Source organism: Phytobacter sp. MRY16-398 (assembly GCF_003925915.1).
In the GTDB taxonomy this organism is placed as follows: domain Bacteria; phylum Pseudomonadota; class Gammaproteobacteria; order Enterobacterales; family Enterobacteriaceae; genus Phytobacter; species Phytobacter diazotrophicus.
The window spans coordinates 751,323-777,098 of sequence record NZ_AP018756.1 but is presented as its reverse complement, the minus strand read 5'-3'; the positions used below and the strand labels follow the sequence as shown (position 1 = coordinate 777,098).

Annotated in this window: 24 protein-coding genes; 13 read left to right on the top strand and 11 right to left on the bottom strand. The window is 53.5% G+C overall.

Features of this window, described 5'->3' with window-relative positions; translation table 11 throughout:
• Positions 1-84: 84 nt before the first annotated feature.
• The 3 genes from tolC (at position 85) to MRY16398_RS03720 (ending at position 3,530) form a co-directional block, all read left to right on the top strand.
• Positions 85-1,530 carry an outer membrane channel protein TolC gene (gene tolC, locus MRY16398_RS03730; RefSeq protein ID WP_039078098.1) on the top strand — a complete coding sequence of 482 codons (1,446 nt, stop codon included), beginning with the start codon at positions 85-87 and terminating at the stop codon, positions 1,528-1,530.
• A 159-nt stretch (positions 1,531-1,689) separates the two neighbouring features.
• Positions 1,690-2,364, top strand: coding sequence for a DUF1190 family protein (locus tag MRY16398_RS03725; RefSeq protein ID WP_039078099.1), 675 nt, complete (start codon positions 1,690-1,692; stop codon positions 2,362-2,364).
• 5 nt (positions 2,365-2,369) lie between these two features.
• Positions 2,370-3,530 (top strand): glutathionylspermidine synthase family protein, encoded by a 1,161-nt coding sequence (locus MRY16398_RS03720; protein WP_039078189.1) that lies wholly within the window; start codon positions 2,370-2,372, stop codon positions 3,528-3,530.
• Positions 3,531-3,581: 51 nt separating this feature from the next.
• Here the strand turns inward: MRY16398_RS03720 and ygiD are convergent, their stop codons facing one another.
• The gene (gene ygiD / locus MRY16398_RS03715; RefSeq protein WP_039078100.1) at positions 3,582-4,370 is read right to left on the bottom strand and encodes a 4,5-DOPA-extradiol-dioxygenase; all 789 of its coding nucleotides are present in this window, start codon (positions 4,368-4,370) and stop codon (positions 3,582-3,584) included.
• 197 nt (positions 4,371-4,567) lie between these two features.
• Between ygiD and zupT the strand changes: the two genes are divergently transcribed.
• Positions 4,568-5,347 (top strand): zinc transporter ZupT, encoded by a 780-nt coding sequence (gene zupT, locus MRY16398_RS03710; protein ID WP_039078101.1) that lies wholly within the window; start codon positions 4,568-4,570, stop codon positions 5,345-5,347.
• Positions 5,348-5,369: 22 nt separating this feature from the next.
• On the opposite strand, the gene MRY16398_RS03705 is transcribed toward zupT, so the two are convergent.
• From MRY16398_RS03705 to ribB, 3 genes are all read right to left on the bottom strand, one after another.
• Positions 5,370-5,582 (bottom strand): hypothetical protein, encoded by a 213-nt coding sequence (locus MRY16398_RS03705; RefSeq protein ID WP_125123855.1) that lies wholly within the window; start codon positions 5,580-5,582, stop codon positions 5,370-5,372.
• A 219-nt stretch (positions 5,583-5,801) separates the two neighbouring features.
• Positions 5,802-6,236 (bottom strand): IS200/IS605 family transposase, encoded by a 435-nt coding sequence (tnpA, locus tag MRY16398_RS03700; RefSeq protein WP_107224832.1) that lies wholly within the window; start codon positions 6,234-6,236, stop codon positions 5,802-5,804.
• Positions 6,237-6,415: 179 nt separating this feature from the next.
• Positions 6,416-7,069 (bottom strand): 3,4-dihydroxy-2-butanone-4-phosphate synthase, encoded by a 654-nt coding sequence (gene ribB / locus MRY16398_RS03695; RefSeq protein WP_125123854.1) that lies wholly within the window; start codon positions 7,067-7,069, stop codon positions 6,416-6,418.
• A 489-nt stretch (positions 7,070-7,558) separates the two neighbouring features.
• Here ribB and ubiK point away from each other — a divergent pair, with 489 nt between their 5' ends.
• The 4 genes from ubiK (at position 7,559) to MRY16398_RS31215 (ending at position 10,703) form a co-directional block, all read left to right on the top strand.
• Positions 7,559-7,864 carry a ubiquinone biosynthesis accessory factor UbiK gene (ubiK, locus tag MRY16398_RS03690; protein WP_039078104.1) on the top strand — a complete coding sequence of 102 codons (306 nt, stop codon included), beginning with the start codon at positions 7,559-7,561 and terminating at the stop codon, positions 7,862-7,864.
• A 183-nt stretch (positions 7,865-8,047) separates the two neighbouring features.
• Positions 8,048-8,677 carry an OB-fold-containig protein gene (locus tag MRY16398_RS03685; RefSeq protein WP_125123853.1) on the top strand — a complete coding sequence of 210 codons (630 nt, stop codon included), beginning with the start codon at positions 8,048-8,050 and terminating at the stop codon, positions 8,675-8,677.
• A 17-nt stretch (positions 8,678-8,694) separates the two neighbouring features.
• Positions 8,695-10,398: a flotillin family protein gene (locus MRY16398_RS03680; protein ID WP_232034374.1), complete on the top strand. Its 1,704-nt coding sequence runs from the start codon at positions 8,695-8,697 to the stop codon at positions 10,396-10,398.
• A gap of 245 nt (positions 10,399-10,643) precedes the next feature.
• A complete protein-coding gene (locus tag MRY16398_RS31215) occupies positions 10,644-10,703 on the top strand; it encodes a type I toxin-antitoxin system Ibs family toxin (protein ID WP_115464832.1) in 60 nt (19 codons plus the stop codon).
• 124 nt (positions 10,704-10,827) lie between these two features.
• Here the strand turns inward: MRY16398_RS31215 and hldE are convergent, their stop codons facing one another.
• The 3 genes from hldE to MRY16398_RS03660 are packed head-to-tail and all read right to left on the bottom strand — an operon-like array spanning position 10,828 to position 16,482.
• The gene (gene hldE, locus MRY16398_RS03670) at positions 10,828-12,261 is read right to left on the bottom strand and encodes a bifunctional D-glycero-beta-D-manno-heptose-7-phosphate kinase/D-glycero-beta-D-manno-heptose 1-phosphate adenylyltransferase HldE (RefSeq protein ID WP_039078107.1); all 1,434 of its coding nucleotides are present in this window, start codon (positions 12,259-12,261) and stop codon (positions 10,828-10,830) included.
• Positions 12,262-12,307: 46 nt separating this feature from the next.
• Entirely contained in the window at positions 12,308-15,160 is a 2,853-nt protein-coding gene (glnE, locus tag MRY16398_RS03665) for a bifunctional [glutamate--ammonia ligase]-adenylyl-L-tyrosine phosphorylase/[glutamate--ammonia-ligase] adenylyltransferase (RefSeq protein WP_125123852.1), read from the bottom strand.
• Between the two features lie 20 nt (positions 15,161-15,180).
• Positions 15,181-16,482 (bottom strand): CYTH domain-containing protein, encoded by a 1,302-nt coding sequence (locus tag MRY16398_RS03660; protein WP_125123851.1) that lies wholly within the window; start codon positions 16,480-16,482, stop codon positions 15,181-15,183.
• Positions 16,483-16,719: 237 nt separating this feature from the next.
• Between MRY16398_RS03660 and MRY16398_RS03655 the strand changes: the two genes are divergently transcribed.
• A complete protein-coding gene (locus MRY16398_RS03655; protein ID WP_039078109.1) occupies positions 16,720-17,340 on the top strand; it encodes a TIGR04211 family SH3 domain-containing protein in 621 nt (206 codons plus the stop codon).
• Positions 17,341-17,456: 116 nt separating this feature from the next.
• The gene (locus MRY16398_RS03650; RefSeq protein WP_125125628.1) at positions 17,457-18,698 is read left to right on the top strand and encodes a multifunctional CCA addition/repair protein; all 1,242 of its coding nucleotides are present in this window, start codon (positions 17,457-17,459) and stop codon (positions 18,696-18,698) included.
• A gap of 11 nt (positions 18,699-18,709) precedes the next feature.
• On the opposite strand, the gene bacA is transcribed toward MRY16398_RS03650, so the two are convergent.
• Positions 18,710-19,528: an undecaprenyl-diphosphate phosphatase gene (gene bacA / locus MRY16398_RS03645; protein WP_125123850.1), complete on the bottom strand. Its 819-nt coding sequence runs from the start codon at positions 19,526-19,528 to the stop codon at positions 18,710-18,712.
• 106 nt (positions 19,529-19,634) lie between these two features.
• Positions 19,635-20,003, bottom strand: a complete 369-nt coding sequence (gene folB / locus MRY16398_RS03640) for a bifunctional dihydroneopterin aldolase/7,8-dihydroneopterin epimerase (protein WP_079497094.1) — start codon at positions 20,001-20,003, stop codon at positions 19,635-19,637.
• Between the two features lie 107 nt (positions 20,004-20,110).
• On the opposite strand from folB, the gene plsY reads away from it, so the two are divergent.
• Positions 20,111-20,713, top strand: coding sequence for a glycerol-3-phosphate 1-O-acyltransferase PlsY (gene plsY, locus MRY16398_RS03635; protein ID WP_039078113.1), 603 nt, complete (start codon positions 20,111-20,113; stop codon positions 20,711-20,713).
• Between the two features lie 210 nt (positions 20,714-20,923).
• Positions 20,924-22,720, top strand: a complete 1,797-nt coding sequence (locus tag MRY16398_RS03630; RefSeq protein WP_125123849.1) for a thiamine pyrophosphate-requiring protein — start codon at positions 20,924-20,926, stop codon at positions 22,718-22,720.
• Positions 22,721-22,767: 47 nt separating this feature from the next.
• Here MRY16398_RS03630 and MRY16398_RS03625 read toward each other — a convergent pair whose 3' ends face one another.
• Positions 22,768-23,994, bottom strand: coding sequence for a zinc-dependent alcohol dehydrogenase (locus MRY16398_RS03625; protein ID WP_071194532.1), 1,227 nt, complete (start codon positions 23,992-23,994; stop codon positions 22,768-22,770).
• Positions 23,995-24,194: 200 nt separating this feature from the next.
• The gene (gene tsaD / locus MRY16398_RS03620) at positions 24,195-25,208 is read right to left on the bottom strand and encodes a tRNA (adenosine(37)-N6)-threonylcarbamoyltransferase complex transferase subunit TsaD (RefSeq protein ID WP_125123848.1); all 1,014 of its coding nucleotides are present in this window, start codon (positions 25,206-25,208) and stop codon (positions 24,195-24,197) included.
• Positions 25,209-25,445: 237 nt separating this feature from the next.
• Here tsaD and rpsU point away from each other — a divergent pair, with 237 nt between their 5' ends.
• Complete coding sequence (rpsU, locus tag MRY16398_RS03615; RefSeq protein ID WP_001144069.1) at positions 25,446-25,661, top strand: 30S ribosomal protein S21; 216 nt, start codon at positions 25,446-25,448, stop codon at positions 25,659-25,661.
• Positions 25,662-25,776: the final 115 nt, after the last annotated feature.

Here is a 25,776-nt window from a genome sequence, read left to right as displayed (position 1 = left end):
TCAGCGGTGGCGCTCTCTGTTAGAATCGGCGAATATTTCTGAATTTAGATCAGCGCTATTCATGCTTCACAACAAGGAATGCAAATGAAGAAATTGCTCCCCATTCTTATCGGCCTGAGCCTGACAGGTTTCAGTGCTATGAGCCAGGCAGAAAACCTGTTGCAGGTTTATCAGCAGGCGCGTTTAAGCAATCCCGATCTGCGTAAATCCGCCGCCGATCGTGATGCAGCTTTCGAGAAAATTAACGAAGCGCGCAGCCCGTTACTGCCACAGCTGGGTTTGGGTGCGGATTACACCTACAGCAATGGCTATCGCGACAGCAATGGTGTAAACTCCAACGCCACCAGCGGCTCCCTGCAGCTTACGCAAACCTTGTTTGATATGTCCAAATGGCGTGCGTTGACGTTACAGGAAAAATCCGCAGGCATCCAGGATGTGACGTACCAGACCGATCAGCAAACGCTCATTTTGAATACTGCCACCGCTTATTTTAACGTATTAAGCGCGATTGACTCGCTCTCTTATACCGAAGCGCAGAAACAGGCTATCTACCGTCAGTTAGACCAAACTACCCAGCGTTTTAATGTGGGTCTGGTTGCGATTACCGACGTACAGAACGCCCGTTCACAGTATGACACCGTACTGGCTAACGAAGTGACCGCCCGTAACAATCTCGACAATGCCGTCGAGTCACTGCGTCAGGTCACCGGTAACTACTATCCGCAGTTGGCATCACTGAACGTTGATGGCTTCAAAACAGACAAACCTCAGGCGGTGAACACACTGCTGAAGGACGCAGAAAGCCGCAACCTGACGTTGCTGCAGGCACGTCTGAGCCAGGATCTGGCGCGTGAGCAGATTCGCCAGGCGCAAGATGGTCACCTGCCGACGCTCGATTTGACCGCGTCTACTGCGGTATCGAATACTTCTTACAGCGGCTCCCGTACCAACAGCGCCCAGTATGACGACAGCAAAATTGGTCAGAATAAAGTGGGCCTGAGCTTCTCCCTGCCGCTGTATCAGGGCGGGATGGTGAATTCGCAGGTGAAACAGGCACAGTACAACTTTGTTGGCGCAAGCGAGCAACTGGAAAGCGCACACCGCAGCGTTGTACAGACCGTTCGTTCCTCTTTCAACAACGTGAATGCCTCCATCAGCAGCATCAATGCGTATAAACAAGCCGTTGTTTCTGCGCAAAGTTCTCTGGATGCGATGGAAGCAGGTTACTCCGTGGGTACACGTACCATTGTGGACGTGCTGGACGCAACTACCACGCTGTATAACGCGAAGCAGCAACTTTCCAGCGCGCGTTATAACTATCTGATTAACCAGTTGAATATTAAATCTGCTCTCGGCACCCTGAATGAACAGGATCTCCTGGCGCTGAACAACACACTGGGTAAACCTATCTCTACCTCGCCAGAAAATGTGGCGCCGGAAAACCCAGAGCAAGAAGCTCGCGTTGAGAAGATGGCAAACGGACAGGCTCCTCAGACACAGCCGGCCAGCGTGCGCAAAACAACGCATTAATTCTTTTTTCCCATTATTATCGTACGGGGGCATACAGCCCCCGTTTTTACGTAAGGCAACGTAAAGATCCCCCCTGCTGACCCGCCTCCTGCTTCATTTTCAGACACTCATCCACTATCCTGACCTTTTATTAATACCTGTGGGTCTCGGAAGACAAATATGAAACGGACAAAAAATATTAATCATGCGATGTTTCGCAAAAGCTGGGGCGCGCGTCACCTGACGCCCGTAGCGCTGGCCGTGACTGCCGTCTTTATGTTGGCAGGGTGCGAACAAAACGATGAAACAGTAAAAATGTATCAAAATGCCGATGACTGTGCTTCGGCGAACCCGGACAAAAGCGCCGAATGTAAAACCACCTATGACAATGCGCTGAAAGAAGCAGCGCGTACCGCGCCGAAATATGCATCGCGCGAGGATTGCGTCGCTGAGTTTGGCGAAGGTCAGTGTCAGCAAGCTCCTGCTCAGGCAGGTATGGCGACGGAAAACCAGGCGCAGGCACAACAGTCTGGTGGCAGTTTCTGGATGCCGCTGATGGCGGGTTACATGATGGGTCGCCTGATGGGCGGCGGCGCGGGTTATGCCCAGCAGCCGTTGTTCAGCTCCAAAAACCCGGCCAGCCCGGCCTATGGTCAGTACACCGATGCCAGTGGCAAAAGCTATGGTGCAGCCCAGCCTGGCCGTAGCGCAACGGTTTCGAAAACCGCGATGGCACCAAAACCTGCAACGACCTCCACCATCACGCGTGGCGGTTTTGGTCAGTCCGTGGCCAAACAAGCCGCCTCTATGCAGCGTAGCGCCAGCGGCACCTCAACCCGTTCAATGGGCGGCTGATGACCATGGAAAGAATCAACATTGTCGAACGTCCCGACTGGCGCGAGAAAGCTACCGAGTATGGTTTCAACTTTCACACCATGTATGGCGAGCCATACTGGTGTGAAGATGCCTACTACAAACTGACGCTCGCCCAGGTGGAGAAACTGGAAGAGGTCACCGCCGAGCTCCATCAGATGTGTCTGCAGGTTGTGGACAAGGTTATCGCCAGTGATGAACTGCTGGCGAAATTCCGCATTCCAAAGCACACCTGGGGCTTTGTACGTCAGTCCTGGAAAACCGGGCAGCCGTCGCTTTATTCACGCCTTGACCTGGCGTGGGATGGTACCGGCGAACCGAAGCTGCTGGAAAATAATGCCGATACACCAACCTCATTGTATGAAGCGGCATTTTTTCAATGGATTTGGCTGGAAGATCAGATAACCGCCGGCAAGCTGCCGGAAGGCTGCGATCAATTCAACAGCCTGCAGGAAAAACTTATTGAGCGTTTTGCAGAGCTACGCGAACAGCATGGCTTTAACCTGCTGCATTTCGCTTGCTGTCGCGATACCGTTGAAGACCGAGGTACCGTGCAATATCTGCAAGACTGCGCCGCAGAAGCGGATGTGGCCAGCGAGTTTCTCTATATTGAAGATATTGGCCTGGGGGAAAAAGGGCAGTTTACAGATCTGCAGGATCAGGTGATCAGTAATCTGTTTAAGCTGTACCCTTGGGAGTATATGCTGCGCGAAGACTTCTCGACCAAGCTGGAAGATGCAGGCGTTCGCTGGCTGGAACCGGCATGGAAGAGCATTATTTCGAACAAAGCGCTCCTGCCAATGCTGTGGGAGATGTTCCCCAACCATCCGAACCTGTTACCCGCCTGGTTTGCTGAAGATGCTCACCCGGAAATGGAAAAATACGTCATTAAGCCTATCTTCTCTCGCGAAGGGGCAAATGTGTCCATTATCGAAAATGGCAAAACGATCGAAGAAGTCGAAGGCCCATACGGCGAAGAAGGGATGATCGTCCAGCAGTTCTGTCAGTTACCCAGGTTTGGCGACAGCTACACGCTGATTGGCAGTTGGCTTATCAACGATCAACCTGCGGGTATTGGTATTCGTGAAGACCGGGCGTTGATCACCCAGGATCTGTCACGTTTCTATCCGCATATTTTTGTTGAGTAACGTGCGACAAGGAGCCCTGGGTGCGCATACGCTTTCCGGGGCTACAAAGCCTTAGCCTACCTGCACCGACAGCATACTCAGGCTGCCCATTTCCAGACCGTCTACCGGAATCGAGATATTCTCCACCCCATCCCACGCCCCCAAAACATAGAGCAGCGGCAGGAAATGGTCCGGTGTAGGGTTAGAAAGTGAACCACCTTCATGCTCCATATAATTGACCAGCGGATGCTGTTCGGTCGGCCCTTTCCATGTCAGGTTATTCTTCACAAATTCGTTGAAAGCGGTCGCCCACGGATAAGGCGAGCTATCGCCATGCCAGCGTGCCGTACGCAGGTTATGCACCACGTTACCGCTCGCCACCAGCATTATGCCTTCATCGCGCAGTGCCGCCAGCTTACGCCCTACTTCCATATGCCATGCCGCCGGTTTGGTACTGTCGATACTCAATTGCACCATCGGGATATCGGCATTCGGATACATTTTGATCAACACGCCCCAGGAACCGTGGTCAAAACCCCAGGCTTCTTTATCCAAAGTAACCGGCACGGGTGACAGCAGTTCAACCAGATGCTGGGCCAGCGCAGGCGAACCCGGTGCCGGGTAATGGGTGTCGTACAATGCCTGAGGAAATCCCCCAAAGTCATGGATTGTCTGCGGCGCTTCCATCGCGGTTACCCCGGTACCACGCGTAAACCAGTGCGCTGAGACAACCACAATAGCTTTAGGACGCGGCAGTGTTTCGCCAAGCTGAGCCCAGGCGCGGGTATAAACGTTATCTTCCAGAACATTCATCGGGCTGCCGTGGCCCAAAAACAGTGCTGGCATGCGAGGTGCAGACATGATGATATCCTTACTGAGTGTGTCATATTTAATGAACACACATTACGCTTATTCATCGGGTGATGAACTCAGATAAGCATGATGAAGATATTCAGAATTTTTGAATGTAAGAATTGCGTAAAGGTGATGCGGCGGCCTCGCTTTGGAACCCATTAATATTTAACATTAATGAGAATCATTATCATAAGGAGTGATACATGTCAGCCCCACTGATTCTGACGTTACTTGCTGGCGCTGCTACCTTTATCGGCGCCTTTCTGGGGGTTCTTGGCCAGAAACCGTCAAACCGTGTACTGGCATTTTCGCTGGGATTTGCCGCCGGTATTATGCTGCTTATCTCCCTTATGGAGATGCTGCCAGCCGCACTGGCTACCGAAGGCATGTCACCCATGCTGGGCTATGGCATGTTCGTCATCGGCCTGTTGGGCTACTTTGCCCTTGACCGTATGCTCCCCCATGCACACCCGCAGGATTTAATGCAGGGTTCGTGCTCGCAGCACCCGGTCCCCCGCAAGATCCAACGTACGGCGATCTTATTGACGCTGGGCATCAGCCTGCATAACTTTCCGGAGGGGATCGCCACCTTTGTGACGGCCAGTAACGACCTTGAACTCGGTTTCGGTATTGCCCTGGCGGTAGCCTTGCACAATATTCCAGAAGGTCTTGCGGTTGCCGGACCGGTTTATGCGGCAACGGGTTCAAAACGAACGGCAATTTTTTGGGCGGGGATATCCGGCTTTGCCGAGATTCTCGGTGGGGTTTTAGCCTGGCTGATTCTGGGAAGCCTGGTCTCACCGATGGTGATGGCGGCGGTCATGGCAGCGGTTGCCGGCATTATGGTCGCGCTCTCTGTTGATGAACTGATGCCGCTGGCTAAAGAGATAGACCCCAACAACAACCCAAGCTATGGCGTGCTTTGCGGGATGTCAGTAATGGGCCTTAGCCTGGTTGCGCTGCAAACGATGGGATTTGGTTAATACAATCAGGCGTTGCTCGCGCCTATTGAGCAACGCCGCTTTCAGAAGCCGCTTCGGGTTTCGCCTGCCCTTGCTCATTTGCTTGCATGGACTGGATGATCTTTAACGCGCGCTGATAGCCTTCCTGTTGTGCATCACGATCCTGGCGAAATGCCCTGCAATTCCGGCGCAGGTACATGATATGCGCGAACATCACGAGCACAACGACAAAAAAACCGCACCAATAAATCAGCATACCCCTTCCTTATCACGCTCCACATGTGGTTGCGCGAGCGATTACGTCATGGGTACCACTTTATAAGTAGCAAGCCGTTGTCGCCATTAGCGAGATCAACAAAGCGGATAAATGAGGTATTTTCAGTAAGGTACTCACGGGGAAGTAAAAGACCACCTTCTTAGAAGGTGGCTTTTTAGAATGCCCCCTATAAGGGGGGCTACTGTCTCATTCCTGTTACTACTCTAGCAATTCCATCTGCTGTTCATGCATTTGTTCCTTTTTCTCCTGATGCCTCACATATCTCCTGATAATTTCTTCATTCACTCCCACCGTATCGACAAAGTAGCCACGGGACCAAAAATGGTTACCCCATAGTTTCTTTCTTATATGTGGAAAACGATTGTAGAGCCTGATTGCACTGCGGCCTTTCAGATGCCCCATCAGGGTTGATATCGAGATTTTCGGCGGGACTATTACAACCAGATGTACATGATCTGGCTGAACATTTAACTCCAGAACCTCACAATCTTTTATTCCGCATAGGATGTAGATTGTCCTGTAAAGTTCCTTGCCCAGATTATCTTTCAGGATCCTGAAACGGTACTTTGGCGTCCATACTATGTGGTATTTGCAACGCCAATATACATGTGATGAACTCCTGTAAAGCCCCATGTCGGTTTGTCTCCTTTTACTTGTGGTGAGTAAGCAGAGATATTCCGGCATGGGCATTCTTCAGGCTATAGCCTTACAGGATCAATCACCACCTCCCCAGGAGGTGGTTTAGGGGTGACAATAAAAAAATCCGAAGTCGGTGCCCGGCTTCGGATTTTTTTTCATTGCATGGCTATCACTTAGCTGGCTTTACGCTCATGCTCCAGACGATAAGCCACCAGATCTTCGATGGTGACAACAGCCATGTTGTACTCTCGAGCAAACTGGATACACTCCGGCGCGCGCGCCATGGAGCCATCATCGTTCGTCAGTTCACACAGCACACCGGCCGGTTTGAACCCTGCCAGGGTCACCAGGTCAATCGTCGCTTCGGTATGACCACCGCGCGTCAATACACCGCCCTGCTGCGCACGCAGCGGGAACACGTGGCCCGGACGATTCAGGTCAGAAGGTTTAGCGCCATCGGCAATGGCAGCACGCACGGTAGTAACACGATCGGCAGCCGAAACACCGGTAGTAACCCCCGTAGCCGCTTCGATGGTAACGGTAAAGCCGGTACCGTAAGCGCTGGTGTTGTTTTCAACCATCATCGGCAGATCAAGTTGTTTACGACGATCTTCGGTGATGCACAGGCAAACAATGCCGCTACCGTGACGGATGGTCAGCGCCATCTGCTCAACGGTCATGGTTTCAGCGGCAAAGATCATGTCGCCTTCATTCTCGCGATCTTCATCGTCGAGAACCATTACACCGCGACCTTCGCGCAGTGCAGTTAAAGCATTTTCAATACGTTCGAATGGCGTGCCAAAAGAAGAAAGCAGCGTCTGATTCATGGTAAAAGACCTCAATAAAGTTATGGTTACCAGAATCAGGGCAGTCTTAGGAGTATAAAAAAATAACGCGAGCAGGCCTCCAGGCCCAACTGAATCGTTACTCTCTCCCATCCGGACTTTAACCGTCGGCCCCGGAATTACACCGGATCTGCTGACCTTTCGATTTGCATCGAAAGCGCTCGCGGGCTTTCAATCTGTCCTTCATCTTTCACGCCGCTGCTGCGTTGGCTTCCTTCACTCATCCCAGTTACATAGTTGACTATGTTCCTGGAGTTCGCTCAGTTGCCGCCTTGCCGCTACGCGAAATCTATTGGACATCGCTGATTTACCGCCGGTGGGGAATTTCGCCCCGCCCTGAGAATAAGCGGGATAACTATAACGCTATTGATTACCTTCGGCAACGCGTAACCTTCAAACAAATCTGGTTTATCGTTATGGCATATCACACTACAATAATTGTCAGAACCTATCCGAACAGGGAACATACAAATGATTGACCCGAAAAAAATTGAACAGATTGCGCGTCAGGTCCACGAATCGATGCCAAAAGGGATTCGCGAGTTCGGGGAAGATGTTGAGAAAAAAATCCGCCAGTCTCTGCAGGCGCAACTGACTCGCCTTGACCTCGTCAGCCGCGAGGAGTTTGACGTACAGACACAGGTACTGCTCCGTACACGTGAAAAACTAGCGCTGCTCGAGCAACGTCTGAACGAACTGGAAAATCGCAATGCGTCAGCAGAGGTGAAACCAGCTCCGGCAATTCCTCCGGTTGATTCGCCAGACACAGGCGTTTAAGCCAATTCTGACATCCCCCGCATAGCCAACCGCAAAGGGGTAATCGATAAGGTTTTCATCGATTACCCTACGATATTCCGGGAGTCCATCTGTCTTTTTGTTACTTCCCCATTTATGATAATATCGCCTTCAATACTAACGAAAATATGCGTCTGATTTAAAAAAATAACCCAAGGAGAATATATGGATATTTTTCCTGAATACTACTCGCCCTACTTTTTCGCCCTCGCATTTGTGGCGCTTATAGGTATTGTGGAAATTGTCTCACTGTTCTTTGGGAATGTTATTTCAGGTGTTATTGATTCACATCTGAGTGATTATGACGGCGTCGCCTCAGGCCATTTGAACCAGTTTTTCCATTACCTTAATTTTGGCCGCGTTCCCGCACTGGTTGTCCTTTGCCTTATCGCCGGTTGCTTCGGCTTGTCTGGCATTTTTTTACAGCATATGAGCGTGACACTGCTGCAAACCCCGCTTCCCAATATAGTCCTGACCCCTTTTTGCCTTATTTTTTCAGGTATTTGCACACACTATACCGGTAAACTTTTAGGGCGCTGGCTACCGGGAGATGAAACCAGCGCGATCACAGAAGATGATTTTATTGGCGCTATGGCCATTATCACGGGTCACAGTGCGGAGCCTCAACGCCCTTGCGAAGGAAAATTTAAAGATAAGTTTGGGCAGGTACATTATTTACTTCTGGAACCCGAAGAAGGAAAGACGTTTAAACGAGGCGATAAAGTCCTCATTATTTGTCGGTTGTCCGCCAGCCGTTATTTGGCGGAACTGAACCCCTGGCCGAATGAATTGTAAAAACAAAAGGAAGTATTATGGAAAATCTCTTGAATCTATTTCCCTCATGGATGAGTTATGCCCTGATAGCCGTTTTTATCTTATTGGTCATCGGGATTATTTTTGCCCGGTTATACCGTCGGGCCTCGGCTGAGCAGGCGTTTGTACGAACAGGTTTAGGTGGGCAGAAAGTGGTAATGAGTGGCGGCGCGATTGTGATGCCTATCTTCCACGAAATTATTCCGATTAACATGAACACCCTTAAACTTGAGGTGAGCCGTTCTACGGTTGACAGCCTGATCACTAAAGATCGTATGCGCGTTGATGTCGTTGTTGCCTTTTTCGTACGCGTAAAACCGTCGATTGAGGGGATTGCCACTGCCGCACAGACATTGGGGCAGCGTACATTGTCACCAGAAGATCTCCGCGTGCTGATTGAAGATAAATTCGTTGATGCCCTGCGTGCTACGGCCTCCCAGATGACCATGCATGAGTTACAGGACACTCGCGAGAACTTCGTTCAGGGTGTGCAAAACACCGTTGCGGAAGATCTGTCGAAGAACGGTCTGGAGCTGGAAAGCGTCTCGTTAACCAACTTCAACCAGACGGAAAAAGTGCATTTCAACCCGAACAACGCCTTTGATGCCGAAGGTCTCACCAAACTGACTCAGGAAACTGAGCGCCGTCGCCGTGAACGTAACGAAGTCGAGCAGGACGTTGAAGTCGCAGTCCGTGAGAAGAACCGCGATGCCCTGGCGCGCAAACTTGAGATTGAACAGCAAGAGGCATTTATGACGCTTGAGCAGGAGCAGCAGGTGAAAACCCGCACCGCCGAGCAGAATGCCAAAATCGCCGCCTTCGAAGCAGAGCGCCATCGTGAAGCCGAGCAAACACGTATCCTGGCGGAACGACAAATTCAGGAAAGTGAAATCGAACGTGAACAGGCAGTACGTTCCAGAAAAGTTGAGGCTGAGCGTGAAGTTCGCATTAAAGAGATCGAGCAACAGCAGGTGACGGAGATTGCCAACCAGACGAAATCCATCGCCATCGCGGCGAAGTCAGAGCAACAGTCACAGGCGGAAGCAAAAGCCAACGACGCGCTGGCGGAAGCCGTTCGTGCCCAGCAAAACGTAGAAACCACGCGCCAGACCGCAGAAGCCGATCGTGCAAAACAGGTTGCGCTGATTGCCGCAGCTCAGGATGCGGAAACCAAAGCGGTTGAGCTGACGGTACGCGCCAAAGCCGAGAAAGAAGCGGCAGAATTGCAGGCTGCAGCCATCGTCGAACTGGCGGAAGCAACGCGGAAAAAAGGGCTGGCGGAAGCCGAAGCGCAGCGCGCGCTGAACGATGCGATCAACGTGCTTTCCAACGAACAAACCAGCCTCAAATTCAAACTGGCACTTCTGCAGTCTCTGCCTGCGGTTATCGAGAAATCCGTTGAGCCAATGAAGTCCATCGAAGGTATCAAGATCATTCAGGTAGATGGGCTGAACCGCGGCGGAGCGGCAGGCGAAGTGACCACAGGTACGGTTAACGGTGGCAATCTGGCGGAGCAGGCGCTCTCTGCCGCCCTCGCCTACCGAACCCAGGCACCGTTGATTGATTCGCTGCTTAATGAAATTGGGATTTCCGGCGGCTCGCTGGCAGCCATGGCAACGCCGTTAAATTCATCACCTGCGGTCGGGCCAAATGAAGAAATCGCGATCACAACGGTAAAAGAAGAAACGGTAAAAGAGGAATAGTTTCTTCCCACCTTATGTAACCCCATCCCTGGCCCATAAAGCCGGGGATTTTTTTATTCTGAACACGCCTTTTCAGTACGTAACGTTCGGAACGGGGGCCGTTTTGCGTGAACGATCCAGTAATAAAACATCCGAGGGGAAAAGCTCTTGTCCCTGTAGAAGCACTCACCAACAATCGCTGGGTCAGCAAGGGGCTGAAACGGGAAAGCCCCTCCCGAGGAAGGGGCTTTAATAAGGAAAGGGTTATGATGAAGCACATCATCATACTGATTGTTCTGTTAACGATAAGTTTCGCCGCTTACTAACAGCCAATCAGAGGGGGGAGAAATCCCCTCTCACCCTTGTTCCTTTAATTTAGGTCGAAAAAGCAGCACCGTCAACAGCGAGGAGAGCCTCATAACGAGATGTTCGATGCATCTCCCGCATTGCTTACTTCTCGCTGTCTTTCTGGATTTTCCTGATGATGTTGGTGGTCGAACAGCCATCTTCAAAGTTGAGCACCAGCACTTCACCGCCGTTGGCCCACACCTCTTCGCTCCCGGCGATCTCCTCCGGCTTGTAGTCCCCCCCTTTCACCAGCTTATCCGGCAGAACGGAGGCAATCAGACGCTGCGGCGTATCTTCTTCAAACGGGACCACCCAGTCCACGGCTTCCAGCGCGCTGAGAACAATCATACGTTGCTCAAGCGGGTTAACCGGGCGCGAATCCCCTTTCAGCCGTTTAGTGGAAGCATCGCTGTTCACCGCAACGATCAGACGATCGCCGAGCTTACGGGCATTCGCCAGATATGACACATGGCCCGCGTGCAGGATGTCGAACACGCCGTTGGTCATGACCACTTTTTCGCCACGTTTGCGTGCTGCCGCCACGGCGTCGCGCAGTTCTTCTTCGGTCATCACACCAAAACCCGTCTCCGAACGCCCGCGCACCGCGTTTTCCAGCTCGACAGGCGAAACCGTTGAAGTCCCGAGTTTACCCACCACAACGCCAGCAGCAGCGTTCGCGAAGAAGCAGGCTTCTTCCAGCGAATTACCCGCAGCAAGCGTAGCAGCCAACACACCAATCACTGTGTCACCTGCACCGGTCACGTCATACACTTCCTGCGCCTGCGTCGGCAGATGCAGTGGTGCTTTGCCCGGCTGTAGCAGCGTCATTCCCTGTTCAGAACGGGTGACCAGCAGCGCGGTCAGGTCGAAATCGGCAATCAGCTTCATGCCACGTTCAACAATATCGTCTTCGTCTTTGCATTTGCCGACCACGGCTTCAAATTCGGAGAGATTCGGCGTCAACAGGGTGGCACCACGGTAGCGTTCAAAGTCGGTCCCTTTCGGGTCGATCAGTACAGGCACGCCTGCACCGCGCGCCAGCGTGATCATCTGCTGAATGCTCGTCAGCGCCCCTTTGGCGTAATCGGAGAGCACCAGCGCGCCGATGCTGCTCAGCGCCTGATTAATCCGTTCATGCAGCGGCTCAGGATCCACACCATCAAAGCCCTCTTCGAAATCGAGACGAATCAGTTGCTGATTACGCGACAGTACGCGCAGCTTAGTGATGGTGGGGTGAGTTGGAACAGAAACGAAGTCGCATTTCACGTTGACGTCCGCCAGCGCTTTGCTCAGTGCACGCGCCGCATCGTCAATACCGGTCAACCCAACCAGACGCGCGCCCGCGCCCAGAGAAGCGATGTTCATTGCTACGTTCGCCGCACCACCCGGACGCTCTTCAATGGTTTCGACCTTCACCACTGGCACCGGCGCTTCCGGTGAAATACGGCTGGTTGGACCGTACCAGTAGCGATCCAGCATCACATCGCCTACGACCAGCACTCCCGCTTGATTAAACTCTGGCAGCGTTACTTTCATTCCTGTCTCCTGAGAGATACAAAATTTGCGCGCGATAATAGCACACTTACGCGTCCTCGCACGGCTCCACCAACCACTTGTTCCAGCAGGCTCGCACCATCGCGCGTTCAGCGACAAAACATGCCTCCGGAACATGCCCTGGCAGCTCCTGTAGCGCCAGGTGATGCAGCTCATCACGCAACGTTGTATAGGCGGTGGTAAGTGCCTGCGCTTCCTGCTCTTCCATAATGCCGTTTTGCGCCAGCCCTTCCAGAATGCGGACATTGTCCGACCAGCGCGTCAGTTTCGGTTTTGCATGGGCATAACGCAGCACCAGATACTGGGTGATAAATTCGATATCGGTAATTCCACCCTCATCGGCTTTAATATCAAAGCGATCCTTGTGCTTATTGCTCAAGTGGGCGCGCATTTTTTCGCGCATCTCGCGCACCTCGGTTTGTAACGTTGCACCATCACGCACGGTCATGGTGATATCGCGGCGGATGGCATCAAATTGCGCGTTCAATTGTGGATCGCCATAGACAACACGGGCGCGAACCAGCGCCTGATGTTCCCAGGTCCAGGCTTCGGTGCGCTGGTAGTCGGCAAAGGATTCGGTTGAGGTCACCAGCATTCCCGCCGCACCGGACGGGCGCAAGCGCGCGTCCACTTCATACAGGATCCCGGATGAGGTGCGCGTACTGAACAGATGCATCACGCGCTGGGCAAGGCGCAGATAAAATTGGCGGCCATCGATTTCCCGCTCGCCGTCAGTCATCACGTCCACCGGACAGTCATGAAGGAAAATCAAATCCAGATCGGAACTATAGCCCAGCTCCCAACCGCCCAGTTTGCCGTAACCGACCACTGCAAACCCACGGCCTTCACGGTCGCGTAAGTGTTTCGGTTGCCCATAACGCGATACCATCAGGCTCCACGCCTGTTGTACCACGGCTTCAATGATGGCTTCGGCAAGCCATGTTAAGTGATCGCTCACTTTCATCACGGGGAGTGTGCCTGCCAGATCTGCTGCCGCCACACGCAACAATTGAGCCTGTTTAAACTGGCGTAACGCCTCCAGTTGCTGCTCTTCATCGTCATCCGGCACACGCAGCAGATACTGACGTAGCTCATCCCGGTAGGCATTCATCGCCGTGGGCTGATAAAGGGTATTCGGATCGAGCAACTCATCCAGCAATAACGGATAGCGCGCCAGCTTACTGGCCACCATCGGCGAGGCGGCACAGAGTGAAATCAGATGTTTACGCGCACCAGGAAACTCGCTGAGCAGCTCAAGATACGTCGTACGCGTGACAATTCCCGTTAACAGCGGCGTCACGCGAGACAACGGTACAGGGGCATCCTCACGGGAGCAGACATCACTCAACAGATGCGGCATCAGATGGTCGAGCACCTGGCGGCCGCGCGGGCCAATGGTGCGCTTATCCAGCTCTTTGCGAAAATCAGCAATCATCGCGACCACGCGGCGGCGATCATCGTCAGAAAGGTGCGCCAGCACAGGCGTGCTGTCATCTTCCTGAAACGCATCCTGCCACAACTCACTCCATTGTCCGCAGAGCGCATCCCCCTGCTCTTCGGCTTCGTCATCGCCAATCAGGGTGTTGAATATCCCTCGTACGGCAGACATCTGCTTTTCAAGCTCAGCGGTCAGCTTTTCCCAATCAGCAACCCGCATCCCCCAGGCCAGACGCGCGCGATTGAGTTCGTCTGTCGGCAGCGTCTGCGTTTGTTCGTCGTTAATGCTTTGCAGCAGGTTTTCCAGACGGCGCAGATACAAATAGGCCTGGCGTAACGCCGGTGCATCGCCAGGCGGCAGCAAACCCAGCTTATCGATAGCGTCCAGCGTCGGTAACAGTGAACGGGACTGCAACGACGGCTCGCGCCCACCGCGTATCAACTGGAACACCTGAACGATAAACTCAATCTCACGGATGCCGCCCGCGCCCAGCTTAATGTTATCTTTCAGACCACGGCGGCGCACTTCGCGGGCAATCATCCCTTTCATGTTACGCAGAGACTGAATAACGCTGAAATCGATATAGCGACGGAAGACGAACGGCCGCAGCATGGCCCGTAATTCGCCAGCGTAAACATCGTCCTTATCGCCCATAATGCGGGCTTTCACCATCGCATAACGTTCCCAGTCGCGCCCCTGCTCCTGATAATAATCTTCCAGCGCGGCAAAACTCAGCACCAGCGGACCGCTGTCGCCAAACGGGCGCAGCCGCATATCCACGCGATAGACAAAGCCATCCTGCGTCGGCTGGTCGAGCACTTTGATCAGGCGCTGTCCCAAGCGAGTAAAAAACTGGGCGTTATCAAGTTCGCGTCGCCCACCGCGCGTTGAACCGTTTTCCGGCCAGGCAAAAATCAGATCGATATCGGACGAAAAGTTAAGCTCCCCGCCACCCAGCTTGCCCATGCCCAGGATCAGCAACGGCTGCGGTTCCCCCTGCTGATTGCACGGCGTTCCCCACTCGCGACAGCAGGCATCGTAAAGCCAGTCGCGTGCAGCGACGATCAGGGTCTCCGCCAGTACGCTCAACTGCTGCAACGTCTCCTCTTCTGCCACCAGCGCCAGCGACTGCGCCCAGGCAATGCGCACCATCATATGGCGACGGAACAGGCGCAGCGCACGCATTAATGATGCCTCATCTCCCACACCTTCCAGCGATTCGCGAAGGGTTTGCGCATACTGCTTCCACTCGTCCGCCTGTGGCGGTGCGCTTTCCAGCTCAGCCAGCCAGTCAGGATGCGCGGCAAGGCTATCCTGCACAAAATCACTGAAAGTAAGCACTAACTGCGCTTGTTCACTAAGCGGTGTTTCACTGAATGACTCAGGCAAGCGGGCCAGTACTGTTTGCCAGTGCTGCTGTAACTGTGGAGAGTGCGGCATCATCGGGGGGTTCCTTGACCGGGTTAGCGTTGTCCACTGTGCAGCCAGAAGGGCTGCTGACAGATTGCTTCGTTACGGAAATGTTCGATTTCAATACGCTGGCGTGTCTCAATGGCGTGGAGCAAGCCTTGCCAGTTTTCCAGCCAGGCATTTGCCTGCGCCGCATCGTAATAGCCAGCAAGCAACAGCACATTGTCTATTTCTCGTGCCAGACGTGGCAACTGGTCGCGATAACTGTCTCCCAACGGATGCGCGAACGTACTTTTGAGTTCAGCGGCGCAGCGGGACAAATGGGTATCGGCAAAACGTTTGAAGGAGTCGGCAAATTTCGCCTGCGCTTTGTCATCGAGGAAGGTGCGCCAGCCCTGGGAAACCAGCCACTCTGTCAACAGCAGTTTCGCCGTTGCCGCCTCTGCGCTCCATGCGGCCGTCGCTGCGGAGACATCTGACGTCAACGTTGCTTCCGCCTGAGTCAGCAAATCGCGCAGGCGTGCGCTCGCTTTACGCGGCACAATGCCGCCGAACAACATAAGAGTATGGCGAATGAGCGTAATCGCAGACTGTACGTCCGCTTTGGCCCGGGTATCGCCGCGAACCCACAGTTCTTCATGGTACTGCCACTGCGAAAGTCCCAGCTCCAGCGCGGCGGTAAAAGCCTGCTCCGTTGTGGCTTTCGGTTGAACTTTGAGTATGGGCGTCGGGCGGCGATGACGTTCGGCATTACCCTGCGCCAGATGATAGCCGCGTGCGGCCTTACTCAGGCTTCCCTGACGCAGCCCTGACTGGGTCACGAGCTGACGGGCCAGTTTGAGGATATCCGCCGGATCGCCGCTTAGCAGTTCAAGCTCAAGCTCACAGATAGGCTCAGCCAGCTCGCCGGCTTTAACTTCACCCAGGTCCAGCCCAATCTCAATACGGCTTTCACCGACGTTAACCAGCCATTTCTCCCGGTAGAAATCGGTGCTAAAGAGCGGCTGTGTCTGCGCCTGGAGATCTTCTGGCAGCGCGCCATCCGGCCAGACTTCCTGCGGAAAGCGAGCCAGATCCAGCTCCGGTTTATCCAGCGCGATATTATATTCAGGACGTTGATGTAACCCGCCGACAACGCGTCCGGCGATTTTCATCGTCATTTCGTACTGACCGTCGAAGCCGCGGATACGCAGCCCCATATCATGACGACGCAGCCAGTTATCTGCCGTTTCGTAATAGATGTTGAGTAACTGGGTGGGCGCTACGCGATCGTCGGTGAGCGAATGAAGATGGTTACGAAGCGTTTCAACGCTGTCGGGATGTACGTAAAATTTTAATTCGATTTCCTGAGCCATGGCTTTGCACTTATGGTTATGTCACATCAGTCAAAATTTCGGCGAACTAACGCGCCCGATGTTTGTCAGTAGATAGTATTTTGTGTCAGATTGCCATGCAATGCGCGATATCATGGGTGTAAAAGTTCACTTATGCGCTTTGTTCGACCCGGATGATTCCGATTGATGCCGCCTGCCAGCTATCGTCAGACTGTTGGCACTGTTTTTATTCACGCTTAAAGATAATAACGACGCCTGATGCTTAAATTACGCCTGATTGGAATGACCTTATTTGCGCTTAGCGTTTCCACATTGGCCCATGCCGAAGAAAAACGTTACGTCTCTGATGAATTGAACACCTGGGTTCGCAGTGGCCCGGGAGATAACTACCGCCTCGTGGGCACGGTAAACGCCGGCGAGGAAGTGGTGCTGTTGCAAACCAATGAAGCGTCTAACTACGCACAGGTACGCGACAGCAGTGGCCGTACGGCCTGGATCCCTCTTAAAGAACTCAATACTCAGCCCAGCCTGCGCACGCGCGTGCCGGAACTGGAAAACCAGGTGAAGACCCTGACCGATAAGCTCAACAATATCGACAATACCTGGAACCAGCGCACGGCGGATATGCAGCAAAAAGTGGCCGGTAGCGATGGGGTCATTAACAGCCTGAAAGAAGAAAATCAGAAGCTTAAGAACGAGCTTATTGTCGCGCAGAAGAAAGTGAACGCCGCTAACCTGCAACTCGACGACAAACAACGCACCATTATCATGCAGTGGTTTATGTATGGCGGCGGCGTATTGGGTGCGGGTCTCTTCCTGGGCCTTGTGCTGCCGCATTTAATCCCGCGCCGTAAACGCAAAGATCGCTGGATGAACTAAGCTGATTAGCCATCTTCTCTACACTTACGTATTATCTGTCGGCAAAAATAAGAACCTGTCTCAATTTCCGTTAAGGCAGGTTAATGAAAAGTCACAGATGTGAGGAGTCAGGCGGCGTGAAGAGTTATCTGGTCGGTGGCGCAGTTCGCGATGCGTTACTGGGCCTGTCGGTCAAAGACAAAGATTGGGTGGTGGTTGGCGCCACGCCAGCAGAGATGCTCGACGCGGGCTACCAGCAGGTAGGCCGCGATTTTCCCGTGTTTCTCCATCCACAAACTCACGAAGAGTACGCTCTTGCCCGTACTGAACGAAAATCAGGTTTCGGTTATACCGGTTTTTCCTGTTATGCCGCGCCGGATGTGACGCTTGAGCAAGATCTGTTACGCCGCGACTTAACCGTCAATGCGCTTGCGCAGGATGATAACGGCAACATAATCGATCCCTATGGCGGTCAGAACGATTTACACCGCCGCCTGCTGCGCCATGTTTCCCCCGCGTTTGCCGAAGATCCCTTGCGTGTTCTGCGTGTGGCGCGTTTTGCCGCCCGCTATGCGCATTTAAGTTTTCGCATTGCTGACGAAACCATGACGCTCATGCGCGATATGACCACCGCAGGTGAGTTGGCGCATCTGACTCCTGAACGCGTCTGGAAAGAGACGGAGAACGCCCTCAAGACCCGTAATCCACAGGTCTTTTTCCAGGTGTTGCGTGACTGCGGGGCGCTAAAAGTGCTGTTCCCGGAAGTGGACGCGCTGTTTGGCGTACCCGCGCCGGCAAAATGGCATCCTGAAATCGATACCGGTCTTCATACCCTGATGACCGTGAGCATGGCTGCGATGCTCAGCCCTGAGGTCGATGTGCGTTTTGCCACTCTCTGCCACGACCTGGGAAAAGGGTTAACCCCACCGGAACTTTGGCCACGCCATCACGGGCATGGCCCGGCGGGCGTCAAACTTGTCGAGGGCGTCTGCCAGCGATTGCGCGTACCGAACGATATCCGCGATCTGGCCAAACTGGTGGCGGAATTCCATGATCTGATCCATACCTTCCCGATCCTGCAGCCAAAGACCATCGTTAAATTGTTCGATTCGATTGACGCCTGGCGCAAGCCGCAGCGGGTTGAGCAAATCGCCCTGACCAGCGAGGCCGACGTGCGCGGACGTGCGGGGTTTGAGGCGTGCGACTACCCGCAGGGACGTTTGCTGCGTGAGGCCTGGGATGTCGCAAAAGCGGTCTCCAGCAAAGCGGTTGTTGAGGCAGGTTTCAAAGGCATTGAAGTGCGTGAAGAGTTAACGCGCCGTCGCATTCAGGCCGTGGCCGACTGGAAAGAACAACGTTGCCCTCAGTCAAAAGACTGAGGGCATATTATTTAGATAAAGATGAAGTAGACCGCGGCAGCGACAATAAAGCGATAGATCGCAAACGGGATAAACGAGATACGTTTGATCAACTCCAGGAAGGTTTTGATCGCGATGAGAGCGACGATAAACGCCGTCACGAAGCCGACGGCAAACATCGGAATGTCACCCACGGTCAAGAACTTAAGACTCTTATACAAATCCAGTACGGTGGCGCCCATCATCATTGGCACCGCCAACAGGAACGAAAACTCCGAAGCCGCATAACGGCTCACGCCCATGAGCATACCACCTGAAATTGTTGCCCCAGAACGGGAGAACCCCGGCCATAGCGCCAGACACTGGAAGCAGCCAATCATAAATGCCTGGCGCAAGGTGATATCGTCCACCCCTTCGGCGCGCGGCACTTTTGGTTTGAGGCATTCCGCCGCAATCAGCAGTACCCCACCCACCACCAGCGCATACATCACGTTAATGGGGTTAAAGAGAGATTTAATGGCATCGTGGAAAACAAGGCCGAGAACAACGGCGGGAACCATGCCCAGCAGGATATGAATGAGCGTCAGGCGACCTGAGCCTGTGCCTTCATGGGGGGTACGACCAAAGTGAATACCAATCAATCCAAACAGGCGACGCCAGAACATCACCACCACAGCCAAAATCGACCCTAACTGAATCACAACTTCAAACGTTTTTGCGGTATCTCCCTCAAAACCCAGTAAATGCCCCACAAGAATCATGTGGCCCGTACTGGAAACCGGTAAAAACTCCGTCAATCCTTCGACAACACCCAAAATTGCTGCCACCAGCAGCGAGTGCATATCGCTCATCAAATAAACCCCTAAACAGACATAAAAAACGGCTTACCACAAGGGAAGCCGCGTATGGCCATGACGTATGACCAGAAGACTAGCGCTTGGTTTAATAATTATGAATTTAAATAATTTTTTTCAGATTATTGCCACGCTCAATGATGACGCCAACGTTGGCGGCCCGGGCGACAGCCCCTGGCTTGCTCAATTTGATGCGCACCCATGGAGAGTTAAAACGGCTCAGCAGTAAATCAGCGACCTCTTCGGCGACCCGTTCCACCAGCGCAAAACGGCTTCCTTCGACATGCGCAATCACGGTTTCTGCTATGTCTGCATAGCTCAGACAATCATTAACATCGTCGCTCTTTGCCGCCTGGCGGTTATCCCATGCCATTTCGATATCGAACACCAGCTTTTGCTCAATCGTCTGCTCCCAGTCATACACACCGATAGTGGTGATTACCGAAAGTTGCTCTATAAATACAATGTCCATCACGCCCCACCTGCTTTTTGGCTAACCTGGATACCACTTTCCATAATTTATGCGTATTATCCACTGATGCAGATAATAAAACGACATTTTCACAATGGAACAGCGTTATGAGTGCAATCGCGCCTGGAATGATCATCCTCGCGTATCTTTGCGGCTCAATATCCAGCGCCATTCTGGTCTGCCGCATCGCAGGTCTGCCTGACCCACGTGAGAGTGGCTCTGGCAACCCAGGGGCGACCAACGTATTACGAATTGGCGGCAAAGGAGCAGCCGTAACGGTACTGATTTTTGACGTGCTAAAAGGCATGCTGCCGGTATGGGGAGCCTATGCGCTTGGCATCACCCCCTTCTGGCTTGGCCTTATTGCTATCGCCGCCTGCCTTGGGCATATCTGGCCTGTTTTTTTCCATTTTCAGGGCGGAAAGGGCGTAGCTACTGCCTTTGGTGCGATTGCGCCCATTGGCTGGGACTTAACGGGCGTGATGGCGGGAACCTGGCTGCTGACCGTCCTGCTTAGCGGTTACTCTTCGTTAGGTGCGATTGTCAGCGCGCTGATTGCGCCCTTCTATGTCTGGTGGTTTAAACCCCAGTTTACCTTTCCGGTTGCCATGCTCTCCTGCCTGATCCTGATACGTCACCACGACAACATTCAGCGGTTATGGCGTCGTCAGGAGACAAAAATCTGGCACAAACTGAAGAAAAAAAAGTAGACGGATCCCCTCCCGGATAAAAAGTATCATATCCGGGAAAATGCCCTGTTCATCCCTTTCATTGCCTGAATGGACTGAATTCTGCCGTTACGCCTGTATCGCATCAGGCGTAACGGCACGCTAAGCCACGTCCCGTGCCCCTCCCCCATATCCTGATGATGTCGTCTATCCTTAACGCTCGATTAACTTTTTGAGCCAGGGGGCAACACAGTGACAAAAATGACCAGTGATTTTTTCATTGAGAGCCTGAAAGCCTGGGGTGTCAGCCGAATTTATGGCTACCCCGGTGATGGCATCAACGGTGTGCTCGGTGCGCTGCAACGCGCGAATAAAGCGGGCAATGGCATTGAGTTTATCCAGGTACGCCATGAAGAAATGGCGGCGTTTATGGCAGCAGGACATGCCAAATTCACCGGCGAGTTGGGCGTGTGTCTCTCAACCGGAGGCCCTGGCGCCACCCATCTGCTGACCGGCCTGTATGACGCGAAAATGGACCATGCTCCGGTGCTGGCCATCGCCGGTCAGGCAGAGGCCACCGCACGCGGCGCCAGCTATCAGCAAGAATTAAACCTCGATCGTGTTTTCGCCGACGTGGCGAACTTTGTACAAGAAGCCGCCTCCCCCAGCCAGGTACGCCACCTTGTCGATCGCGGCGTACGTATCGCAGTGGCGCAAAACGGCGTAACGGTCCTGATATTGCCGAAGGATATTCAGGACGAACCCTGGCAGGCGCCGCCGCATACCCATGGTTTCACCCACTCAGGAGCGGGCTATCAACGTCCGAAAATCGTGCCTTATGAGGCCGATCTGCAACGTGCCGCGGATATTCTTAATAGCGGAAAGAAAGTGGCGATACTGGTTGGGGCGGGTGCCCGTGGCGCAGCACTGGAAGTGGTGCAACTGGCCAATCTGCTTGGTGCTGGCGTGGCAAAAGCGCTGCTCGGCAAAGATGTACTACCGGATGACGCGCCTTTTGTCACCGGCGCGATCGGTTTGCTGGGTACGAAACCGTCTTACGACATGATGATGAATTGCGACACGCTGCTGATGATTGGTACTGGTTTTCCATGGACGGAATTCCTGCCGAAAGAGGGGCAGGCCCGTGCGGTGCAGGTCGATATCGATCCGGCAATGCTGGGGCTACGCTACCCGGTCGAAGTTAATCTTCATGGCGATGCAGCGGAAACCCTGCGCGCACTGCTGCCGCTGCTGACGCATAAAACTGACCGTAGCTGGCAAGAGGAAATTGCCAGAGGGGTGAAATCATGGTGGGAGACCCTTGAGGAACGAGCGATGGCCGACGCCAAACCGGTTAACCCGCAACGCGTCGTCTGGGAAATGTCACCGCTGCTGCCGGACGATGCCATCGTCACGTCCGATTCCGGCTCGTGTGCCAACTGGTTTGCACGCGATTATAAAGTGAAGCAGGGCCAACGTGCCTCACTGTCTGGCGGCCTTGCCTGTATGGGTGCCGCTGTACCTTACGCCATCGCCGCAAAATTTGCCTACCCGCAGAAAGTGGTGGTCGCGCTGGTCGGGGATGGTGCCATGCAAATGAACAACATGGCAGAACTGATCACCATTCAGAAATACTGGCAAAGCTGGAGCGATCCGCGCCTGATCATTTGTGTCTTCAATAATCAGGATCTTAACCAGGTGACCTGGGAGCAGCGCGTAATGGAGGGCAATCCGCGATTTGAGGCAACCCAGGACATTCCCGATGTGGGTTATGCCCGCTTCGCCCAGTCGCTGGGGCTCAAAGGTATTTTCGTGAATGATCCACAACAGTTACCGATTGCCTGGCAGCAAGCCTTGTCAGCAGAGCGCCCCGTTGTACTGGAAGTGAAAACCGATCCGGAAGTGGCGCCGCTACCGCCGCATATCACCCTGAAACAGGCAAAAGCCTTTATGGCCTCAATGGCCAAAGGGGATCGCTCTGCCGGGAAGATTTTCGCCGACACGGCAAACCAGTTGATGAGTGAAATATTGTCGGGCAAAAAATCGTAGCGACAAAAAACAGGCCGGGCGTGTCAGAAGCCCGGCCTGCCGGGGAGTTAGTGTGAAGGCAGCAATTCCGTTTTAATCCACCCGGTCTCACGCTTATCAAAATGTTGATAAGCGGATACCACATCTGACAATGGCTCCACCTGAGTCAGCACCTGGGTGGGGTCGATAGCCCCCACGCGCACCAGTTCCAGCAGGTGCGGAATAATCGCGTGGTGATTACAGTTACCCATTTTCATGGTCAGATTCTTATTCATCGCCATCCCAATGGGAAAGGTCTGCGCGGCGGGAGGGTAAACGCCGATAATGCTCAGTGTCCCCGCTTTTTTCAGCCCCTGAATCGCCCATTCCAGTGCCTGGCTCGGCGCATCGCCCGGAACCCAGTTTCCGTCCTGGACATGCTGATGCTCCGCATTGTCCGGCGCCACCTGTTGCACTTCCTGACGGTATTGCTCTGCTTTCTGCTCGGCTTGCTGAGCCGCCGGGCCATGGTGAGCGTGCTCACTATCAACACCAACGGCGTCAATAGCAATATCAACACCCAGCCCACCGGTGAGTAATGCAATGGCTTCCAGCGGATCTTCTTTATCGAAATTGACGGTAAAGGCCCCCTGTCGGCGCGCCATCGCCAGTCTGTCATCATGTGAATCGACGGCAATGACACGTCCGGCGCCCATCAACAGTGCGCTGGCAATCGTAAACTGACCAACAGGCCCGCAGCCAAACACCGCCACCGTGTCACCGCGCGTAATGTCTGCTATCTCCGCGCCAAACCAGCCCGTCGGAAAGATATCACTGACAAGAATCGCCTGTTCATCACTGACCTCCTGCGGGACTTTTACCAGTGTATTAGAGGCAAAGGGTATACGCGCCTTTTCTGCCTGTAAGCCGTTGACAGGACCGGTCGCTTGCGGGCCGCCAAAGAAACAGGTACCGGCCTGTGGGCCGTTCGGATTGGCATTATCACACTGCGCGGTGTTACCGCTGCGACAGGGAGGGCAGTAGCCACAAGAGAGCGTCGAGCAAACCACCACCCGATCGCCGACATCAAAATTACGCACCTGGTCGCCCAGTTGCTCAATAATGCCGACGCCTTCATGGCCGAGGATGGTGCCCGCTTTCATATCGCTAAAGGTGCCACGGATAAAGTGCAGATCGGTACCGCAAATGGCCGAGGCTGTAAGACGAATAACCGCATCAGTGGGTTGTTCAATCTGTGGTTCGGCGACGTCATCAAGACGAATATCGCCAGTAGCGTGCCAGACGAGAGCTTTCATAATGTCTCCTCTTTCGGTGATGTAGAAGAGGCGTCATAACTGAACATCCCTGCCGGCTATGGCAGCCGATTTTGACTCGCAAAGGGGAAAGTATAGTCAGTGATCTGTGGAGATGCGGACGATAGCGGCAAGGAAATGGGAAGATAAAAAGAGGGAAACCAAACGATAACCCCGGTAAGCGTAGCCACCGGGGGAATAGATTACGCAGCGGGTAATTCCGCCAGCGGCCAGCGCGGGCGCACAGTTACGCCAAGTCCGGCAACGCCACCAGCTTTCAGACGCACCATTCCGGCATAAGCAATCATTGCACCATTATCGGTACAAAATTCCGGGCGAGCATAGAACACCTCACCACGGCGTTTTTTCATCATCTCAGCCAGTTTTGTGCGAAGCGTACGGTTTGCACTAACGCCACCCGCCATAACCAGACGGGTAAAACCTGTTTGGTCCAGCGCACGTTTACATTTGATCATCAGCGTATCGACCACCGCGTCTTCAAATGCACGGGCGATATCGGCACGCGTTTGCTCATCCGGTTCATTTTCACGAATGGTATTCGCCGCGAAGGTTTTCAGGCCAGAGAAACTGAAATCAAGACCGGGCCTGTCCGTCATAGGACGCGGGAAAACAAAGCGCCCTTCCGTCCCCTGCGACGCCAGTTTCGATAACATGGGCCCACCAGGGTAATCAAGACCGAGCAATTTGGCCGTTTTGTCAAACGCCTCACCGGCGGCATCATCAATGGATTCGCCAAGCAACTGGTACTCGCCAATCCCCGTCACGCTAATCAGTTGCGTGTGTCCGCCGGAGACCAGCAGCGCCACAAACGGGTATTGTGGTGGATTATCTTCCAGCATGGGCGCCAGCAGGTGGCCTTCCATATGGTGAACCGGAATGGCCGGAACATCCCATGCAAATGCCAGCGCCCGGCCGACCGTTGCGCCGACCAGCAACGCGCCGACAAGACCCGGACCTGCGGTATAGGCAACCGCATCGATATCTTTTGCCGCCAGCCCTGCCTCTTTGAGCGCCGCCTGAATCAACGGTACGGTTTTACGTACATGATCGCGGGAGGCCAGTTCAGGCACAACGCCGCCGTAGTCGGCATGCAGTTTTACCTGACTATACAATTGGTTGGCTAAAAGGCCGTTCTTGTCGTCATAAATAGCGATGCCGGTTTCATCGCAGGATGTTTCAATTCCCAGTACACGCATGGCTGTTTTTTACCTCGCTTCAATGCCGCGCAGTGTAGGATCAATGCCCCTTGTTGTAAACTTTACTCACCCCCTTGAAGGAGTTCGTGTATACTCCCCACCCTTACAAAAGTCCCTTTCAAAAAAGGCAGCGGTGCTTTACAAAGCAGCAACTGTTGAAGTAAAATTCCGCACCATTTTGAAATAAGCTGGCGTTGACGCCAGCGGCAAACCGAATTTATCAAAGGTGAGAGGCACATGCCGGTAATTAAAGTACGTGAAAACGAGCCGTTCGACGTAGCACTGCGTCGCTTCAAGCGTTCCTGCGAAAAAGCAGGTGTTCTGGCGGAAGTTCGTCGTCGTGAGTTCTATGAAAAACCGACTACCGAACGTAAGCGCGCTAAAGCTTCTGCTGTGAAACGTCACGCGAAGAAACTGGCTCGCGAAAACGCACGCCGCACTCGTCTGTACTAAGTCTTCTGAGAGTTTAGCTCTCAGTTTCAGACCGAGTTGTAGTTGTAAGGCCGTGCTTCCGAAAGGAATGCGCGGCTTATTTTCGTTTATGCATTAGCAAGTACACAAAATCATT

Bases quoted from the DNA above. Each gene is read 5' to 3' on its own strand.
- MRY16398_RS03680 (WP_232034374.1), top strand. From the start codon at position 8,695: ATGGAAAATCTCTTGAATCTATTTCCCTCATGGATGAGTTATGCCCTG.
- MRY16398_RS03720 (WP_039078189.1), top strand. From the start codon at position 2,370: ATGGAAAGAATCAACATTGTCGAACGTCCCGACTGGCGCGAGAAAGCT.
- tsaD (WP_125123848.1), bottom strand. From the start codon at position 25,208: ATGCGTGTACTGGGAATTGAAACATCCTGCGATGAAACCGGCATCGCT.
- MRY16398_RS03660 (WP_125123851.1), bottom strand. From the start codon at position 16,482: ATGGCTCAGGAAATCGAATTAAAATTTTACGTACATCCCGACAGCGTT.
- MRY16398_RS03625 (WP_071194532.1), bottom strand. From the start codon at position 23,994: ATGAAAGCTCTCGTCTGGCACGCTACTGGCGATATTCGTCTTGATGAC.
- bacA (WP_125123850.1), bottom strand. From the start codon at position 19,528: ATGAGCGATATGCACTCGCTGCTGGTGGCAGCAATTTTGGGTGTTGTC.
- MRY16398_RS03655 (WP_039078109.1), top strand. From the start codon at position 16,720: ATGCTTAAATTACGCCTGATTGGAATGACCTTATTTGCGCTTAGCGTT.
- MRY16398_RS03705 (WP_125123855.1), bottom strand. From the start codon at position 5,582: ATGCTGATTTATTGGTGCGGTTTTTTTGTCGTTGTGCTCGTGATGTTC.
- MRY16398_RS03725 (WP_039078099.1), top strand. From the start codon at position 1,690: ATGAAACGGACAAAAAATATTAATCATGCGATGTTTCGCAAAAGCTGG.
- zupT (WP_039078101.1), top strand. From the start codon at position 4,568: ATGTCAGCCCCACTGATTCTGACGTTACTTGCTGGCGCTGCTACCTTT.
- plsY (WP_039078113.1), top strand. From the start codon at position 20,111: ATGAGTGCAATCGCGCCTGGAATGATCATCCTCGCGTATCTTTGCGGC.
- tnpA (WP_107224832.1), bottom strand. From the start codon at position 6,236: ATGGGGCTTTACAGGAGTTCATCACATGTATATTGGCGTTGCAAATAC.
- ygiD (WP_039078100.1), bottom strand. From the start codon at position 4,370: ATGTCTGCACCTCGCATGCCAGCACTGTTTTTGGGCCACGGCAGCCCG.
- hldE (WP_039078107.1), bottom strand. From the start codon at position 12,261: ATGAAAGTAACGCTGCCAGAGTTTAATCAAGCGGGAGTGCTGGTCGTA.
- ubiK (WP_039078104.1), top strand. From the start codon at position 7,559: ATGATTGACCCGAAAAAAATTGAACAGATTGCGCGTCAGGTCCACGAA.
- ribB (WP_125123854.1), bottom strand. From the start codon at position 7,069: ATGAATCAGACGCTGCTTTCTTCTTTTGGCACGCCATTCGAACGTATT.
- rpsU (WP_001144069.1), top strand. From the start codon at position 25,446: ATGCCGGTAATTAAAGTACGTGAAAACGAGCCGTTCGACGTAGCACTG.
- MRY16398_RS03685 (WP_125123853.1), top strand. From the start codon at position 8,048: ATGGATATTTTTCCTGAATACTACTCGCCCTACTTTTTCGCCCTCGCA.
- glnE (WP_125123852.1), bottom strand. From the start codon at position 15,160: ATGATGCCGCACTCTCCACAGTTACAGCAGCACTGGCAAACAGTACTG.
- tolC (WP_039078098.1), top strand. From the start codon at position 85: ATGAAGAAATTGCTCCCCATTCTTATCGGCCTGAGCCTGACAGGTTTC.
- folB (WP_079497094.1), bottom strand. From the start codon at position 20,003: ATGGACATTGTATTTATAGAGCAACTTTCGGTAATCACCACTATCGGT.